The 15,840-nt window shown below is 51.8% G+C and carries 12 protein-coding genes; 5 read left to right on the plus strand and 7 right to left on the minus strand.

Annotation, left to right across the window (positions count from 1 at the left end):
* Positions 1-76: 76 nt before the first annotated feature.
* Genes ACYVH9_RS01835 through ACYVH9_RS01850 form a run of 4 tightly spaced genes read right to left on the minus strand, consistent with a single transcriptional unit; the run spans position 77 to position 5,926 of the window.
* Positions 77-1,423, minus strand: a complete 1,347-nt coding sequence (locus tag ACYVH9_RS01835) for a flippase (protein WP_460634582.1) — start codon at positions 1,421-1,423, stop codon at positions 77-79.
* A 10-nt stretch (positions 1,424-1,433) separates the two neighbouring features.
* The gene (locus ACYVH9_RS01840) at positions 1,434-2,411 is read right to left on the minus strand and encodes a GDP-mannose 4,6-dehydratase (RefSeq protein ID WP_460634583.1); all 978 of its coding nucleotides are present in this window, start codon (positions 2,409-2,411) and stop codon (positions 1,434-1,436) included.
* A gap of 16 nt (positions 2,412-2,427) precedes the next feature.
* The gene (locus ACYVH9_RS01845; RefSeq protein ID WP_460634584.1) at positions 2,428-3,528 is read right to left on the minus strand and encodes a GNVR domain-containing protein; all 1,101 of its coding nucleotides are present in this window, start codon (positions 3,526-3,528) and stop codon (positions 2,428-2,430) included.
* A gap of 31 nt (positions 3,529-3,559) precedes the next feature.
* Positions 3,560-5,926 (minus strand): SLBB domain-containing protein, encoded by a 2,367-nt coding sequence (locus ACYVH9_RS01850; protein ID WP_460634585.1) that lies wholly within the window; start codon positions 5,924-5,926, stop codon positions 3,560-3,562.
* A gap of 212 nt (positions 5,927-6,138) precedes the next feature.
* Here ACYVH9_RS01850 and ACYVH9_RS01855 point away from each other — a divergent pair, with 212 nt between their 5' ends.
* Both ACYVH9_RS01855 and ACYVH9_RS01860 read left to right on the plus strand, forming a co-directional pair.
* Entirely contained in the window at positions 6,139-6,648 is a 510-nt protein-coding gene (locus ACYVH9_RS01855) for a gamma carbonic anhydrase family protein (protein WP_460634586.1), read from the plus strand.
* A 146-nt stretch (positions 6,649-6,794) separates the two neighbouring features.
* A complete protein-coding gene (locus ACYVH9_RS01860) occupies positions 6,795-7,340 on the plus strand; it encodes a Fur family transcriptional regulator (protein WP_460634587.1) in 546 nt (181 codons plus the stop codon).
* A 36-nt stretch (positions 7,341-7,376) separates the two neighbouring features.
* On the opposite strand, the gene ACYVH9_RS01865 is transcribed toward ACYVH9_RS01860, so the two are convergent.
* Both ACYVH9_RS01865 and ACYVH9_RS01870 read right to left on the minus strand, forming a co-directional pair.
* Positions 7,377-8,030, minus strand: a complete 654-nt coding sequence (locus ACYVH9_RS01865) for a DedA family protein (protein ID WP_460634588.1) — start codon at positions 8,028-8,030, stop codon at positions 7,377-7,379.
* A gap of 122 nt (positions 8,031-8,152) precedes the next feature.
* A complete protein-coding gene (locus ACYVH9_RS01870; protein ID WP_460634589.1) occupies positions 8,153-10,033 on the minus strand; it encodes an ABC-F family ATP-binding cassette domain-containing protein in 1,881 nt (626 codons plus the stop codon).
* 171 nt (positions 10,034-10,204) lie between these two features.
* On the opposite strand from ACYVH9_RS01870, the gene ACYVH9_RS01875 reads away from it, so the two are divergent.
* The 3 genes from ACYVH9_RS01875 to ACYVH9_RS01885 all read left to right on the plus strand — a co-directional run bounded on the left by ACYVH9_RS01875 (position 10,205) and on the right by ACYVH9_RS01885 (position 13,646).
* Positions 10,205-11,200, plus strand: coding sequence for a formylglycine-generating enzyme family protein (locus tag ACYVH9_RS01875; RefSeq protein ID WP_460634590.1), 996 nt, complete (start codon positions 10,205-10,207; stop codon positions 11,198-11,200).
* Between the two features lie 66 nt (positions 11,201-11,266).
* Positions 11,267-12,592, plus strand: a complete 1,326-nt coding sequence (locus ACYVH9_RS01880; protein WP_460634591.1) for a Gfo/Idh/MocA family protein — start codon at positions 11,267-11,269, stop codon at positions 12,590-12,592.
* Between the two features lie 64 nt (positions 12,593-12,656).
* On the plus strand, positions 12,657-13,646 hold the full coding sequence (locus tag ACYVH9_RS01885; protein ID WP_460634592.1) for an FAD:protein FMN transferase: 990 nt from the start codon (positions 12,657-12,659) through the stop codon (positions 13,644-13,646).
* On the opposite strand, the gene ACYVH9_RS01890 is transcribed toward ACYVH9_RS01885, so the two are convergent.
* Complete coding sequence (locus ACYVH9_RS01890) at positions 13,643-15,835, minus strand: PepSY domain-containing protein (RefSeq protein ID WP_460634593.1); 2,193 nt, start codon at positions 15,833-15,835, stop codon at positions 13,643-13,645. The genes ACYVH9_RS01885 and ACYVH9_RS01890 overlap by 4 nt on opposite strands.
* Positions 15,836-15,840: the final 5 nt, after the last annotated feature.

Raw genomic sequence — 15,840 nt, forward strand, 5'->3', positions numbered from 1 at the left:
AAAAACAACATATTATCAACAATAAGAAGTTGATTTTTAGCCAATGGCGAAATAAGGCCGCACGACTCTGGTGCAGCTATGAGTTTTTACCGTCAAACCGGCCCTGTATAAACGTAAGTTTCAGAACGTCCCGGATGGCGGCTATCTGAGCGAAAAAAACCGGTCGAGCCTGGGGAATAAGGTAGTTCATGAGAAAAGCCGTCGTCATTTGCGCTACTAAGGTGGCAATGGAAGTACCGACGGCTCCGTATCGGGGAATTAGAACGAAATTCAGGAGAATGTTGACCACTGCCCCACTGATGGTTTTTACCAGCAACAGGCGCTGTTTGTTGTGCAAAAGGAACCAGTAGCTACTTCCTGAACCCATAAAAACAAATACCGCTGACCAGATGTGAATGACCAGAATATCATCGACGCCGGTGTATTGCTGACCATACAGAAAGGCGGTGAGATAAGGTGCTGCGAGGGTAATGAAAAGTGCGATCAGGATGCTGATAAAAATCAATAGGCTCAGTAGCCTGCGATAAGCCCGCTGAAAAGCTTCCTCACTCTGGGTTTTTAAATTAACAATTGTGGGGTAGAAGGAGGACGTGATGGCCGTTGCGATGAAATACCAAACCTCCGAAAGCCGCAGGGCCGCACTGAATTTCCCCAATTCTACATCTGTCGCCAGCTCCTTCAGCATAAACTGGTCGCAGCGCATGTAGATAAAGATGAAAAAATCCGTGATCATCAGGGGCCACGACAACGACAGCAGATGGCGCGCCAGCCGACTGTTGAAACGCCACTTCAAAATATGCTGGTCTTCCTGCCGGTTGTAAATAACGACCAAAATCAGGGCAGACAAACTGACTTCAACAAAAACGACCGAAGAAAAAGCAACCAGGCTGAACTGATTGGCCAGAAAATAAACCCGCAAAACCGTTGACAGGGCGAAGGCAACGGATTTGGCGACAACCGACAACCGGGCTTTAACCCGCGACTGGAAATGAAGATCGATAACGTCCAGACTCTGGCAAATCAGAACCGAACTGGTGAACAGAATCATGGCCTGCAAAACCGGCTGATCGTTGTACAGCGTGTGGACAACCAGCGTAATGCCCAGAAAGGAAACGGTCCCGGCCAGAAGACGGAGAAAAAAGCCCGTTCCCAGGAGCTGGTTTTCGGGATACTCCTTATTGCGGACAATCTCGGTGATGAGCACATTGGCCAGCCCCAGACCGGCCAGCGAGGTCAGAGCCGTGGGGAAAACAGACGCAAAATTGAGCAAACCAAACTGCGACGGCCCCAGGTAGCGGGCCGACCAGACGCCCACCAGCAAGGCCGTAGCCATGCGGAAGATGCGGTCGAAGAAAACCCAGCCAGCGTTGGCAAAGCCCTTTCGGACGGTGGTACTCAGGTTCTGGACTTTTATGCCTAGCATGAAAAAAGAATCAGGAGACAGTCGGAAGAGCCACCCCGTTGAGTTGAGCTTCAACCATTAACCGGGCTACGTCTTCCATTTTGTGCTTGGCAACCCAACCGAAATGCCAGAGTGCTTTAGCTGGGTTGGCGTTGCCTTCGGCTAGGTCGGTGGGCCGGAAAAACGAAGGATCAATCTGGATGTGTTCTTCCCAATCTAAATTGACCTGTTCGAAGACGATGCGGATAAAATCCTTCAGTTTGCGGGTATGCCCCGTGGCAATGACGTAGTCGTCGGGTTGCGCTTGCTGGAGCATCAGCCACATGGCTTCTACATAGTCGGGAGCCCAGCCCCAGTCGCGGGCAATGTCAATGTTTCCCAGGGTTAGTTTTTCCGTGCTACCCTGGGCAATCCGGCAGGCTGTCGCTACAATTTTGCGGGTGACAAACCGTTCGGGACGCAACGGAGACTCGTGGTTGAACAGAATACCCGTGCTGGCAAACAGCTGATAGGCTTCGCGGTAATTGGCCACTTGCCAGAAAGCCGCAGCTTTGGCAACTCCGTACGGGCTGCGGGGGCGGAAGGGCGTTTCTTCATTGGCCGCCAAACGGCCCGTATCCCCAAACGACTCGCTCGATCCGGCGTTGTAGAGCCGAATAGGTAGTTCGCTAAACCGGATGGCTTCCAGTAAGTTCAGTGTGCCCACGCTAATGCTTTCGAGGGTTTCGACGGGTTGTTCAAACGACAGTCCAACCGAACTTTGGCCGGCCAGGTTATAAACTTCGTCGGGCCGAACCTTCAACAGGGTTTGTAACACGCTGCGAAAATCGTTGATATTGACCGAAACCAGCTTTACCTGATCACGGATGTTTAATTTGGTCAGATTTTGAAACGACGACATTTGTGCGTCGCGCGAACCACCATACACCTGGTATCCTTTCTGGAGTAAAAAATGTGCCAGATAGGCTCCGTCCTGGCCTGAAACCCCACAAATCAAGGCTGTTTTCATATCGCTATTTGGTTCGTCAGTTTACGGTTTTCTTTCCTAAAACGGTTTTTACCAATGTCCATGCTAAACCGGCAAAAGCACCCGCCACCAGCGCCCCAAAAATAATCAGCGTCCGTTTGGGGGCGCTCGGGCGGAGTGGAATGCGGGGCGGTTCCAGCATTTTAAAAACCGGCGTTTCTTCCTCTACCCGGATTTTGGTTTGCTCCAGTTGCCGGGATAAATCGTTGTATACATTCTGCGCGAGCAGAAAGTCGGCCTGAAGGCGTTGTTCGGCAATGCGGGCCAAGCCGCTGTACAGGCTCCGGTTGCGGTCGCGGTAGCTTTCCAGCTCGTACTCTGCAGCCTGGTACCGACGACGGGCGTGCTCCACCTGTTCCTTTAGAAAACGCTCTTGATTCCGGACTTTCTGCGTCCGGTAGCTGGTGATGTAATTGGTCAGGTACTCAAGCGATAACCGGGCGACGGTAGCCGCCACCACGGGGTCGGGCATACTAACTTCAATATCGACAATGCCGGTTTGTCGCTCGTAGGTTGTTGTAATGCGGTTGATCAGTGTAGCCGCCAGTCCTTCTTCTTCGGGCGAAACCTGCAGGGCTTTGCTGTAATTTTTGGGATCAGGCAGGTTAACCGGCGACGGTTTTGCGGGCGGAGGATTGTCGGCATCACCGGTTAGCCGCTGCAAAGCCGTTTCCTGGCGTTGGCGTCTCAGGTACGTTTCCAGGGGCATGGTGGTTCCGTAGGTCTTGGAATAAACCGGTTTTTTCAATAAATCCAGGGCGAAGGGAATACTTTGGAGAACCTTGGGATACAGATCGGGGCGGATCACATCACTGCCCGCTTTATCCAGGCTAATCCCGGCCAGCCCCGCCAGAGAACCCAGGTTACTTGCTCCGCCCGAACTGCCGGCGGCCGCTTCCGGCATAACAATCACTTCCGATTTGAATTCATCCGGTTTGGAAAATGCGTAATAGACGCCGATCAAAGCGCCTATGGCTGCAAATACCAGCACGGCTTTTTGGCTGCGTTGTAAGAACTTCCAGATGTCACCCGGTCGGATCTGAATCAGATCGTCGTCTGTTTCCGGGACTGTTGATGTTTTTTGCGTTGTTGCAGACATGAAGCGACCTGATAAATGTGGCGCTGAAAGTTTACTCTCCAAATAATCGAACCAGGTTGATCACAACGGTCGTTAATGTGACGGTCATGGTTCCGATCACCGAAATCAGACCAATCCGTTCTCCCGCAGACAGGCGTCGTTCTTCGGTCAGTGGCCCGAACGGCACAATCACGCGTGAACCGGGTTCGACTTTCGGGTATTTTCTGAAAAACAGAAACCGTTTGGTGCGGTCTTTTAGCCCATTGGCATACACCACGTACGTCTTCTTTTGGCGCGCATTGTCGGTGTAGCCCCCGGCCTGTGTAACGTAATCTCTAAAGCTAAATCCTTCGGTATAACCAACCGTCGACGGATTCAGAACGGCGCCCTGAATGGTGACGGTTTCGGGGCGTTTGGGAATAATAATGGAATCACCGGCTTCCAGCAGCAAGTTACCGGCCACGCCCGGGTCCTCCAGAATAGCACCTAGGTTGGTTGCAATCACGACTCCGCGCCGGGAGAAACGCGCCCCTGGCAAATAGGCTTCAGGTTTGAGCCCACCTACACGCCGGACTACGTCCGAAATCCGTTCTGCCCGCGATTCAATGGCGTAATTGCCGGGATGCATCACTTCGCCATACACCGCTACATTCTGCTGGAGTTCGTACCGGGGAGAAGTTCGGACGTAGACGATATCGAAGGGTTTGAGCAGAAACCGGGCTTCCGCTGGTTGCAGGTTTAGATCCCGATCAATGGCAAATTGAAAGATCTGAACGGTTTCGCGTCCAGTCATCTTTGTCGTATCCTCGCGAATGCGCCGGGCCACTTCGATTCGGGTAGGTGTAGCGCCCTCCTGAAAACCGCCCGCCAGCGCGATTAAATCCGTAACGGTTAGGTTGGCGATGAACGGAATGGTGTCGGGTCGGTTGACAGCGCCCTCAATGCTGACGTAGTAAGGTTCGCGCAGGTCCCGGACGGAGTAGATATGAACACTATCCTGCCGCAGCAACGAAATATCGTCGGTTTCGTTGCGCATCAGTCGTCCAACGTCGAATGGAATTGCTTCCAGGTCCGTATTCTCGCGTTCCCGGTATAAAATACCGCGATTCAGGAAAGCGTCGTTCCGTAATCCTTCTGCCCGTTTAATTAACGAGCGGACGGAGGTGATTTCGTCGCCCAGCGCATAGTCGCCCGGGCGCATTACCGCCCCCGTTACCTGCACCCGGTTTTCATACCGGTTAAGGATTTCGCCAATTGTATAGCGATCTCCCGACTGCGGCACGAAGCTAGCCAGTTGTTCCTGCGTAATGGTCGAAATGCGTAGTTCGCGGGGCGTGTTCCGGCGCAGGGTCACCGAAAAAGTATACGCCCGATCCGTAAAACCGCCCGCAAAAGCCAGTACATTTTTGAGGGTTTCGCCGGATTTGATTTCGTAAATCGCCGGGCGTTTCACCTGCCCGACCATTTCCACTCGAACGCCGTAGTCGTTTACCCGAATTACGTCCTGATCCAGCAGACGAATGTCATCTTTCTTATCCGCCCGAAGCAGGTAATCGTACAGGTCAATGGTGCGGATGACCCGGTTGTTGCGAATCACCTGAATATCCCGGAATGAACCGGTTTCGGGATTGGGCCCACCCGCCAGGTAGAGGGCGTTAAAAGCCGTTGCGAGCGACGAAATGGTGTAGGTTCCGGGCCTGACTACTTCCCCCACCATCGTAACCCGGATGCTGCGAATATTTCCCAGCGTTACCGAAGCGAATGTGCCGCTGCCGGGTCGGTTTAAGCCCTGATACGCCTGCCGAAGCCGGCCAATGATTCGTTGCTCGGCCTGCTCAATGGTTAAACCGCTGACGAAAATGGGGGCCAAATTCAGCATCCGAACCGACCCTTCGGGACTAACGGGCAACCGGAAGCTTTCGGACGAGTTGCCGTAAATTTCCACCACCAGTTCGTCGTCGGGGCCGACCACGTAATTACGGGGCGTAGCAATGCGAAGATTGGGCTCGAAGGTTAAGGCCGTGCCTTTAAAGAGGGATGCACCGAAAATGTACGGACGCCGGGTTGTATCACGTCGGAGCAAACTCAGGCTATCAAGTTCATACGGTCGCTGCGAAAGCTGGCCCTGCTGGGTTCGGTTGAAGAGGCTATCGGTACCCGCCTGGCTGCTACGGTTCGACTGTTGCTTCATTTTGGCCATGCGCTGCCGCATTTTGGCAATATCGCTCACTGTATAGCCCTGCGACATGGCGGCCTGTTCGATTTGCATTTCTGTTAACCCGCTGGCCTGGGCGCGCTGGTAAAATTCGATGATCTGCTCGTCATTCATCTGATCAGCCCGCGACGGCTGCTGGGCCCAACCCGTGGAAGCGGCTATGAATAGCAGAAAAACAGGGACTTTATACCATTGTCGAAACAACAGAAAAGAAAGGTAACGGTGTGCTAATAGACAGGATTTTATTCTGCTACGGTTCATGCAGTGAAAATATGCTGACTTACAAAGGTACGAATTGATTGTTTTTCTGGCGCTTTTTATAGTCAACGGTCTGAAAGTGGCTTTTTATCTGAAAAAACCGCTATTTAGTTGAAAGGTTTGTTCGTAATTAACTGATAAAATAGAATTTAACCAAGATGGCATTAATAAAATCTGTTCGTGGTATTCATCCGCAGACCGGCGAAGAATGCTGGTTTGCAGATAACGCCACCATTGTGGGTGAAGTTGTGATGGGCCGAAACTGTACCGTCTGGTTCAATGCGGTAGTGCGGGGTGATGTTAATTCGATCACGCTGGGGGATTATTGCAATGTGCAGGATGGCGCTGTGATTCATTGTACCTACCAGAAATTCAAAACAACTATTGGAAGCTACGTCTCGATTGCCCATAACGCCATTGTGCACGGGTGTACGATAGAAGATCAGGTGCTGATTGGCATGGGGGCTATTGTTATGGACGGTGCTGTGATCGGATCCGGGTCTATTATTGCCGCTGGTGCCATTGTAACCCAGCATACCGTCGTGCCGCCCGGAACGATCTACGCCGGAAATCCCGCCCGTTTTCTGAAAAACGTGACCCCCGAGCTAGGCGAAGTCTTTATGCGCACGGCCAATAATTATGTAATGTACGCCAAATGGTACCAGTAGCCGGTCAACGATAAATCTCGTCGTGCCGTAATCGTTGGCAAATCAGTTGCGCGGGATTTGTTTAGATTGTATTTTTGTTTGAAATTAGTCTAAATAGATTTCTGGCTCAAGAACGGTTCTCTGGGCTGTAACGGTTTTTCAAGTGCATGACTTCAGCATTGTGGAGCCATCACATCACAACTGATATGCTGGATTCGACGAGTTCTTTGATTACGACGGCGCGCACAAAACTGGAAGAGTATCTCCTGCGAAAAGGACTGCGACGGTCGTCGGAACGGTTTGCCATCCTGGAGGAGGTCTACTCTCGGGATGATCATTTCGATGCGGAAGATTTATACCAAGCCATGCATCAGCGGGCGTTTGCCGTTAGCCGGGCTACGGTTTACAACACACTGGATGTACTGGTTGACTGCGGGCTGGTGCGTAAAAACCAGTTTGGTGATGAAGACAATACGAAAAGCCGGTTTGAAAAGGCGCTGGGTCGGCAGCAGCACGCGCATTTAATTTGCGTCAACTGCCACCGGGTGATTGAATTCTGCGATCCGCGTTTGCAACTGATTAAAACCACCGTAGGTGATACCCTGCAATTTCAGGTGGAATCCCACTCGTTGGTGTTTTACGGCGAATGCGGTGATGCAGAATGTGTGGCCCGGACAAAAGCGGCAGCCCTTGCCGACAGCAGTGGCCGGTGAATACCGTTTGGTCGGTACGAGAGGCCATGATGGTTTTTATTCGCTAACGGTTTCTTTTTCCTGCTTCATTTCTTTCCGGGCGTTGAGATAGCCCCGGATCACCGTAAACGTGGTGATAGCCAGGAAGAAGATGATGATGTAATGAACGTAATCGACGATCCAGGGGAATTTCTCGCCAAAATAATACCCGCCCCCCACCAGGGATACCACCCAGACTGCCCCGCCGACGATATTGTACAGCATAAAATACCGGAAATTCATCCGAATCAGGCCGGATAGAATCGGCGCGAACGTGCGGACAACGGGCAGAAACCGGGCGACAATAAGGGTTCGGCTGCCGTACTTCAGGAAATATTCGCGGGTTGTTTCAATGTATTTTTTCTTAAAAAACAACGAATCCGGGCGGTTTTGCAACCGATCCCCGAAATACCGCCCTGTCAGATACCCCACCAGCGACCCCACAATGGCTGCCCCCAGAATACAGGCCAGCAGCAGCATGAGCGGCACGTCCAGAATTCGGGTTCCGGCAAAAACGCCCGACAGAAACAGCAGATAATCGCCCGGCAGAAAGAAGCCGAAGAAGATGCCGTTTTCGACGAAAATAATCAGTGTGATCAGCACCAGACCACCGGTTCGAATGATTTCCTCAGAGTTGAGTAAGTATTGAAAGAATTCGGCGATCTGGGTCATGGCTGTTAATGATAGAATGACTGAATGATAGAATAAGTGAATAGCTCCGTGCGGAAGCAAAACGTGGCGCACTTAGTCACTTATTCTATCGTCAACCGCATCGGCGGCCCGGTCATTCGAAATTAAATATATTCCGCCAGCTCAAGCCAGCGGTCGGATTTTTCGGAAATTTGTTGGTCGGTTTGCTCAATTTCCCGGGCCCACGCGGTTAACTCTTCGTGGTTGGCGGTTCCACTGTTCAACTGATCGAGTAAACGGCTTTTTCGTTGTTCAAGTTCCTCAATTTCTTTTTCTAATGATTCATATTCTCGCTGTTCCTTAAACGAGAGCTTTCGCTTGGTTTCGGCGGTGGCAGCGGGCTTGTTTTCCGGTGCCGGAGCCGCCGGAACGACCTTCGGTTTTTCGACCGGTTTGCGTTCGGCGGGTTCGCTCGCTTTGCGCTCGCGGTAGTCGGTGTAATTGCCCGGAAAGTCGCGGACTTTGCCGTTGCCCTCAAAAACAAAGGTGTGATCAACCAGCCGATCCATGAAATAACGGTCGTGCGACACCAGCAGTATGCAACCAGGGAAATTCAGCAGAAATTCTTCCAGAACATTCAGCGTGGTAATGTCCAGATCGTTCGTTGGCTCATCCAGAATCAGGAAGTTCGGGTTCTGCACCAGGACAAGCAGCAATTGCAGACGCCGTTTTTCGCCCCCCGACAGCTTGTGCACGTAATCGTACTGCTTGGCGCGGTCGAAGAGGAAATGCTGCAAAAACTGGGAAATCGTTACGGTTTCGCCCGTTCCCAGCTTGATCACTTCGGCCACTTCCTGGACCACATCGATCACCCGCTGGTTTTCCGGAATGACCAGGTCCGACTGGGTATAATACCCAATTTTAACGGTTCCGCCCGTAACAATTTTGCCGGAATCGGGCCGCAGCTCACCCGTAATCATATTGAGCAGGGTGGTTTTACCCATCCCGTTCTTGCCAATGATACCGATACGGTCGTTGCGCCGGAAGGTGTACGTAAAATGGTCGAGCAGGGTTTTGTCGCCAAACCGTTTGCTGACGTTTTCGAGTTCGATGATTTTACTGCCTAGCCGCTGCGTCCGGATATTGAGCTCTAGCTGGTCGTTGTTCAGTCGTTGGTGCGCTTTTTCCTTTACATCCTCAAACGCATCGATTCGGTACTGCGCTTTGGTACCGCGGGCTTTGGGCTGCCGGCGCATCCAGTCCAGCTCGCGCCGGAAGAGGTTTTTGGCTTTATCCACTTCGGCGGCAAAAGTCGCCTGCCGTTCGGCCTTCTTTTCCAGAAAATAGGCGTAATTGCCTTTATAACTGAAAAGCGTCTGCTGGTCGAGCTCAACAATCTGGTTGCAAACCCGGTCCAGAAAATACCGGTCGTGCGATACGAGCAGCAGGGTGGAATTGTTGGTCGATAAATAATTTTCCAGCCACTCGATGGTTTCCAGATCAAGGTGGTTGGTCGGTTCATCCATGATCAGCAGATCCGGGTTTTCAATCAGTACCTGAGCCATCGCCACCCGTTTGCGCTGCCCACCCGAAAGCGTCGAAACCTGCTGTGTCACGTCGTGGATGCCCAACTGCCCCAGAATTTGCTTCATCTGGGTTTCGTAATCCCAGGCTTGCAGCGTATCCATCTGTTGCATGGCGCGGTCAAGCACGGACGGGTTGTCGGAAAGCAGCGCCTGTTCGTACTGCCGGATGGCCGTGAGCGCCGGATTGTCGCCCGTTAAGACGATCTCCATCACCGTCAGGGCATCGTCCAGCTGCGGTTGCTGATCCAGAAAGCCGACCGAGATATCTTTGCGAATGCTGACCAGCCCCTCGTCGGGAGGAATCTGGCCGGACAGGATTGACAATAATGTGGACTTGCCGGTACCGTTGGCACCAACGATAGCAACCTTATCCCCCCGGCTCAGTCCCAACGTTACGTTGCGGAATAACCATTTGTCGCCGAAGGATTTGGAGAGATTTTCTGCGGATAAATAATTCATCGTACGCAAAGATACACAACCTGAGTTGGATCGCCGAAGGTATTCGGGTGGGTTCGGGGTGGAAACCACGGCCTATTCGGGTGGAGCATGATAGAATTTTCGGACGAATGTGGTAAATTTCCGCTCAGTTTTTCTTTATCTGGTTTAGAGCTTAATCCATTAACCCGATTCATGCGAAAGTTTATTGCAGTGGTTAGCCTTGCGTGTGTGATTTCAGCGAGCAGTCAGGCACAGGTGACCGATGATGTAACGAAGTCTTATACGCAGCCCATTCCTGGTAGTACGCAGGTATACGATATGGTTGCTATTCCGGGCGGAACGTTTATGATGGGGAGCCCCGCCAACGAAAAAGGCCGCAAAGCTGATGAAGGTCCACAGCATAAGGTAACCATCGAGCCGTTCTGGATGGGAAAAATGGAAGTGACCTGGGATTTATTCGACCTGTTTTCTTTCTACAATATGGAAAAGGAAATGGCCGCGAAGAATCCCGGTTTTGATATGGCAAAAACCGATGCGGCCACGCGCCCGAGTCCGCCGTACGTGGATATGTCGTTTGGCATGGGCCGGGCGGGTCATCCGGCCATCAACATGACGCAGTATTCGGCCATTCATTTTTGTGCCTGGCTGTATGCCAAGACCGGCATTTTCTACCGGCTGCCGACCGAAGCGGAATGGGAATATGCGTGCCGGGCCGGTACCACAACTCCATACTCGTTCGGGGCAGATGCCAAAAAATTGGGCGAATTCGCCTGGTTCAACGGCAATAGTGACGGTTCGTACAAGCAGGTTGGAAAAAAGAAACCGAATCCCTGGGGATTGCACGATATGCACGGCAATGTGATGGAGTGGACCCTCGACCAGTATTATCCGGACTATTACGCCAAGAAAGCCAAAGGTGAAGTGAAGGAGCCGTTTGCCAAAGTAACGCAACTGTATCCGAACGCGGTGCGGGGCGGGTCCTGGGATGATGATCCGGCAGTTTTGCGCTCGGCCGCCCGGACGCCCTCGGCTCCGGCCTGGAAAATGCTTGATCCGCAGGCTCCCAAAAGCGAGTGGTGGCTGACCAGCGCGTCGTTTGTCGGTTTTCGGGTGGTACGGCCCGCCAAAAAGCCGTCGGAAGAAGAAATTAAGGCGTATTATAATCCGCCTTTGATAGAAGAGTATTGATTGTCAGTTGCTTATTGAGTTTCTGTTCATAGACGCTATTTGTCGTATTTCTAAACCTTGTTCTTTATGTCAAACGAGTCAAACCGTCGGAATTTTCTGAAACAATCCGGCTTGCTCACGGGTGGAGCCCTATTGACGACCCTGCCTTCTTTTGCATCTTCCTATGGTTTTCATACCTCCGCCGATGATGCCATCAAAGTGGCGCTCATTGGGTGTGGTGGTCGCGGAAAAGGTGCTGCTCTTCAGGCACTGAAAAGCAAGCAGAATGTTAAAATCGTGGCGATTGCCGATGCATTCCGTGACCGGCTGGACGACGCGTATAAAACCTTAAATCAAAATCCAGAGCTGGCCAAGCGCGTTGATGTGCCGGAAGAACGCAAGTTTGTGGGTTTTGATGCGTATCAAAAAGCCATTCCGTTGGCGGATGTGGTCATCTTGGCAACTCCTCCGGGTTTCCGGCCAATGATGTTTGAAGAAGCCGTGAAGCAGGGCAAACACATCTTTATGGAAAAACCGGTTGCTACCGATGCGCCGGGTGTTCGCCGGGTGCTGGCAGCTGCGGAAGAGGCCAAGAAGAAAAAACTGAACGTGGTGGTGGGGTTGCAACGGCATTATCAGCCGAACTACCGCGAAATGATCAAACGCATCCACGACGGCGCCCTGGGCGATATCGTGGGCGGATCGGTATACTGGGTGAGCGGGGGCGTCTGGGTAAAACCACGTCAGGCCAACCAGACCGAGATGGAGCACCAGATGCGGAACTGGTATTATTTCAACTGGCTCTGCGGGGATCACATCAATGAACAGCATATTCACAACATTGATGTGGCCAACTGGGTGAAAAAAGGCTACCCGGTTTCGGCACAGGGAACGGGTGGACGGCAGGTCCGCACCGGCAAGGAATACGGCGAAATTTTTGACCACCATATTGTGGATTATGTCTACGAAGATGGAACGCTGATCAACAGCCAGTGCCGCCACTACGAAGGAACCTTCAGCAAAGTGGACGAGCAGTTCGTCGGTACGAAGGGCCGGGTCGATTCCTTCGGGCGACAAAGCATCCTGAAAGACTACAAAGGCAATTCGATTTACACGCACAACGGCAAAGGCGACGGCGATCCATACCAGATCGAGCATGACGAATTGTTTGCGGCAATTGCCAAAAATGAATACAAATTCTGGGATGCTGAAAACGGCGCGAAAAGTACGCTTACGGCTATTATGGGCCGGATGGCAACGTATTCGGGCAAAATGGTGAAATGGGATGAGGCTCTGAACTCGAACATCGATCTGTTCCCGGAAAAACTATCCTGGGATGCGAAGCCGAAAATTCTGCCGCAGGCCGACGGTTTTTATCCAATCGCCGTGCCGGGCAAAACCGTCGCGGTTTAATAGCTCATCAATGGAAGCAATGGAAAAAGGGCGCCGACGGCGCCCTTTTTTGTAATTTTACGGGATGAAACAAGCCTTAGTTTTAATGCTGATTTTATTGCAGTTCAGTGCCGCAGCCCAAGTGTTGCGAAAGAGAACCGTCAGGTTAATGGGCAGCCGGTTTGATATTACCATTGTTGCCAGCGATACCTTATCGGCTGAACAAAATATCGATGCGGTGATTGGCGAAGTAACGCGGATTGAGAAGTTAATTTCTGACTGGAAAGATGATTCCCAAATTTCGGAGGTCAATAGAAGCGCCGGTATTAGGCCCGTCCGGGTTGATCCCGAAGTGTTCTCCTTAACCGAACGGGCACTCCGGTTCTCTCAAATTACAAATGGGGCTTTTGACATCAGCTTTGCCGCGATGGATCGAATCTGGCAGTTTGATGGCTCGATGACGGAAATGCCCAGTCCACAGGCGGTGAAAAAATCCGTTGAGAAGGTGGGGTTTCGGGATATCATACTGGATCGGGCGCAGTCTACTATTTTCCTGAAGCGGAAAGGGATGAAGATTGGGTTTGGCGCGCTGGGCGAAGGGTATGCTGCCGACCGCTGCCGCGAAATGATGCTGGCCAGAGGAATTAAAGCCGGAATCGTCAACGGGTCTGGTGATATGAGCACCTGGGGAAAACAGCCGGACGGGAGTGACTGGACCATCGGCGTTACCAATCCCATGCAGAAAGATACTGTATTCGCTATTGTGCCATTGAAACAGAGCGCCGTAGTGACTTCCGGAAGTTACCAAAAGTTCGTGGAATTCAACGGCAAGCGCTATTCACATATTATTAATCCCGTCACCGGTTATCCGGCAACGGGCGTTTGTAGCGTAACGGTATTTGGCCCCAGTGCCGAAACGGCCAATGGATTCAGCACGTCGCTGATGGTGATGGGGAAAGAAGCCGGACTGAAATTACTCAATCAGCATCCGGATTATAGCTGCATTCTGATCACGGACGAAGGCCGGATTTTTTCGTCCCAAAACCTGGATGTTACTCAATACCGCCTTCCCTAATAGCAGTCCATCAAGACCTGGTTGCGTGATTGGTAGAAGCTTACCCCGTTGTTCAGTTGGGTTTGGCAAATCGTTTCCAGTAATTCGAGGACATCTTTTTGCATCGAAAGAGAGCCGCAAATCATCAGGACGCCTTGACTGGCCAGTACGTTTCCAATAAAATCGGCATCCCGGGCGATCAGGTTACTGACGTACTGTTTTTCCCCTTCCCGCGAAAAGGCGATGTGCAACTGCTTCAGCTTCTGGGCCGATTTCGATTCCTCTAAAAACCGCTGATAGATCTCAAACGACTGCTGATCCCGGAAACCGCCGTACAAATGGCAGGGTGTTTTTTTGCCATTTTGATTGATCATGCCCAAAAAGGGCGCAACGCCGGTACCATTGGAAATCATGACGACGACCGGTGCCTTTTTGGGAAAATGAAAGTGGGTATTCTCAACGATTCGGGCGCGAATGGTTTCGCCGGGTTTCAGTCGGTGTAAAAAACCGGAACCCAGCCCGCCCGGGTGCAGCCTGACGCTCAACTGGAGTTCTTTTTCGACCACACCGATGGAATACAACCGTTCGCGGTGATCGTTTTCCGGGTAAATGGCCAGCAAATCGCCCGATGTCACCCGCAGTTTTCGCTTGCCCTGCAAACGGATTAAAAACGTATCGGTATGAACGAGTGGCGTCGTGTCGGCTACTGATAACGATTCAAAGCGGGTTGTTTGAGCCTGCCGCAGTTCGGGCAAAACCGTAAGGGGGAGATTTGCCTGCTGCGACCAGGCTTCGGCCCATAAGCTGAATTCATCGGGCGATTTATCATTGACCGTATGAATGTCAACCAGCGGAACCGCCCATTTTTGGTGGGAAAGCATCTGGTTCAACTCGAAGGCGAATTTGCAGAAATCGGGGTACGCATGAGATCCAAAACCGAGTACAGAATAACGAACGGGGTTTGGTTGCGGGTGTTTTTCCAACTGGGCCGCAAAGCGGGCGGCATTGGTCGGCGCATCGCCAAGTCCGTAGGTCGCGGTCAGGGCAATCAGGTGCTCCGCTTTAGGAAACACCGTATAATTATTTAATTCGGTCAGATAAGACTTTTCGCCTTGCTTAATCAATTGCTGGTGAATTGCCTGGCCAAAGCGAAAGGTGCTCCCGTTTTCGGAGCCGACAAGGATAATAAACCGGCTTTCGTCGGCAGTATACTTATTTTTTACCCGATTTGCCCGCCGTTTCCAGGTAATGGCAAAACCGGAATAAATGAAGAAAAGAATATTTCCGGATGCTACCGCCAGGATAATGGCCCATAAACTGCTTGTCCGGCCTGTATGCAAATCCAGGCTCAGGTTGGTGAGCAATACCGCAATCGGGTAGCGGTTTTCGCTCAGGATGTCGCCCGTAACCTGATTAACCGTCAGTTCGCGGTCCTTGAGTTTCAGCGTGTAGTAATCTTCAACGTCTTCCGAAAACGGAAATTCGATGCTCCGAACATCCGCCAGCTGCGTGTGCTGAAACACCACGAAGTCCGCCGGTTTGCGCAGGGGCTGCGACTGGATCGCGTCGAAATCAATTTGGGGAGAAACTTTCTCCGTTCCGACCAGACCGAAGCGGGCCATGGAGAGGTAGGTTCCCGAAAGAGCAACGATAAAAATCGGAATCAGCGATAACCGCCCCAGTACCACGTGGTAATACTGCGCAAAATTGTCGCGGACAATCCGGGTAAAAAAACGCCGGAGACCCCGTTGGCGCTGGATAATCAGCATGGTGCCGGAAACCGTAATCAGCAGGAGCAGAAAGGCCGTCAGGCCAATAAAAAACCGTCCGGCTTCGTGCAGAAACAGGGAGCGGTGCAGGGCCGTGACCCACTGAAAAAACTCGTTTTGTTCGGTCGGGAAACCCAGAATTTGGCCTGTTTGTGGATCAATGTAAGCCGTTAGGTTTTTGCCGTTGGCATCACTGCCTTTGATCTGCACAAACTGATTGGCGTCGACACTGAGTTCCGTTATTTCGGAATAGGTTTTGTGCAGAACGGGCAATGTCTGCGCCAGCGTGAGCCGACCAACAGCATCGGCCCGGTAAGGCTGACTTTTCTGCGATACGGGTTCGAACGCCAGAATAACCCCCGTTACCGATGCTAAGGTCAATAAAAGAAAAGAAGATACAGCCAACGCCAGGTGGCTGTATCTCCAAACAGAAATGGTCATAAATT

This window comes from Larkinella harenae, from assembly GCF_054780515.1.

Coding starts and splice junctions, on each gene's coding strand:
- ACYVH9_RS01835 (WP_460634582.1), bottom strand. CDS start 1,423: ATGCTAGGCATAAAAGTCCAGAACCTGAGTACCACCGTCCGAAAGGGC.
- ACYVH9_RS01840 (WP_460634583.1), bottom strand. CDS start 2,411: ATGAAAACAGCCTTGATTTGTGGGGTTTCAGGCCAGGACGGAGCCTAT.
- ACYVH9_RS01845 (WP_460634584.1), bottom strand. CDS start 3,528: ATGTCTGCAACAACGCAAAAAACATCAACAGTCCCGGAAACAGACGAC.
- ACYVH9_RS01855 (WP_460634586.1), top strand. CDS start 6,139: ATGGCATTAATAAAATCTGTTCGTGGTATTCATCCGCAGACCGGCGAA.
- ACYVH9_RS01860 (WP_460634587.1), top strand. CDS start 6,795: ATGACTTCAGCATTGTGGAGCCATCACATCACAACTGATATGCTGGAT.
- ACYVH9_RS01865 (WP_460634588.1), bottom strand. CDS start 8,030: ATGACCCAGATCGCCGAATTCTTTCAATACTTACTCAACTCTGAGGAA.
- ACYVH9_RS01870 (WP_460634589.1), bottom strand. CDS start 10,033: ATGAATTATTTATCCGCAGAAAATCTCTCCAAATCCTTCGGCGACAAA.
- ACYVH9_RS01875 (WP_460634590.1), top strand. CDS start 10,205: ATGCGAAAGTTTATTGCAGTGGTTAGCCTTGCGTGTGTGATTTCAGCG.
- ACYVH9_RS01880 (WP_460634591.1), top strand. CDS start 11,267: ATGTCAAACGAGTCAAACCGTCGGAATTTTCTGAAACAATCCGGCTTG.
- ACYVH9_RS01885 (WP_460634592.1), top strand. CDS start 12,657: ATGAAACAAGCCTTAGTTTTAATGCTGATTTTATTGCAGTTCAGTGCC.
- ACYVH9_RS01890 (WP_460634593.1), bottom strand. CDS start 15,835: ATGACCATTTCTGTTTGGAGATACAGCCACCTGGCGTTGGCTGTATCT.